Genomic DNA, 1621 nt, shown 5'->3' on the forward strand with positions numbered 1-1621 from the left:
GCATGGCTTTCTGATCCAGCAGTTTACGCGCATGCTGAGCCTCTTCAACGATACCTACGGGCACGTGTTTGCGCGGGATGCCGGTGATATAGACCTGCGCGATGTTGTACATAACGACCGTATTCTGGTCGTGCTTGTGCCGGCGCTTGAACTGTCTGCAAGTGAGAGTTCGACGCTCGGGCGGCTCTACCAGTCACAGATGGCCATGATCCTGAGTCAGGACCTCGGTGAGAAGCTGGAAGGGCGCCCGGAGGAGAACATGAAGGTCCGTAAATTTAAGGACTGGTTCCCGTTCCTCTGGATAATTGACGAGGTCGGTGCCGGCTACAGTGAAAAGCTGGGTGAGTTGGCGACGCAGATCCGCTCCCTGGGTTACTGCCTGTTGCTGGCTGGTCAGGAGGTTCAGCGCCTGAAGACGGCGGCAGGAGACGCAGTGTGGACGCTTATCGCCAACATGGGGACGCGCATCACCGGCATCATCCGCGACCCGAAGGACACGCTGGAAATTCTGCAGCTGATGGCCGGAACCGAATACAGGGCTGAGATGGGCGCAATGGTTCAGGACGGCGGCCTCATGGGCGGCTGGAGCGACGACTCAAGGCTGCAGGTCCGTGAGCAGAAGAAAGTCGACGTCGATGAGATTCAGCAGCTGCAGGAGGGGGAAAACATCACGCTTTTCCGCGGCCAGGTTATTCGCGGCAGTTCGCTGTACATCAACGATGACGACAAGTTCACCCGCGGAGATGTACGTATTAACCGTTTCCTTGAAGTGGCTCCGCCTTCAGAAAGCCGCCTTCTTGCCACTATGCCTATGCGCCAGCGTCGCAGCTACGTGCGCGGCGATCGCGTGCAAGGCATTCTGCGCGTGCTTGACGAAACAGAAGGCGCACAGGACACCGCTAAGCTTGTGCTGACAGATCCGGCGCTGGCCGCAGTCTGTGAGTTCGACCTGGAATGTACGTTTAGCTGGAAGCGTTCACCTTCAGCAGCCGTACGGTCGGCGATCCTCTGGCGAATGGTGCTGGAAAGCCTTCCGGTCCGGGGCAGAGGCTACAAGGTCAGACTGCGGGAACCACGCCTTATGGGCGCTACCCGCAAGGCCATTGAGGACGCCGCGCAGAACTTCGTATCGTTAGCGCCTGAGCGTACGCAATAAATGCATTAAACACCTGTGCTACCGGTAATGCAGAGGCTTCCTGCATTTGCTGAATACTACCCGCAACGTAAGTTAATCATCGTTTTTCAAACCGCGCTCTGCATTACCGCCTGCACATTATTTAACCGAGGCAGCAGCTTCATTCACAAAGACGAAAACTATGAAAATTATCTCAAGTGGCCTGTTTTCGCAGGACACCACCTACATCATCAACCTGATGGACTCGATGATGCTCAAAACAGAGAACTGTGGCGGAGAATGGCAGGAAAAAGCGAAAGTAATGATCCAGTCGCTGGTCTTCGCACTGGTCTACAAAAGCCGGCGTGAAGGCACTGTAATGTCACAGTGCACCATCCAGACGTATCTACCTCTACGGAAAATTGCTGAACTGTATGTTCAGGCGATGGATGAACAGTGGCACGAAGATATTCAGCAAGTGCTTGAGAACTACCTTGAAACACTGGT

2 pseudogenes are annotated in these 1621 nt (G+C 55.1%); both read left to right on the top strand.

Features of this window, described 5'->3' with window-relative positions:
• Positions 1–1156: pseudogene (locus EPE01S_RS23700) on the top strand (F-type conjugative transfer protein TrbC); the annotation flags it as partial.
• Positions 1157–1316: 160 nt separating this feature from the next.
• A pseudogene (locus tag EPE01S_RS22590) lies at positions 1317–1621 on the top strand (conjugal transfer protein TrbC); the annotation flags it as partial.

Origin of the sequence: Erwinia persicina NBRC 102418, from assembly GCF_001571305.1 — a bacterium.
Lineage (GTDB): Bacteria > Pseudomonadota > Gammaproteobacteria > Enterobacterales > Enterobacteriaceae > Erwinia > Erwinia persicina.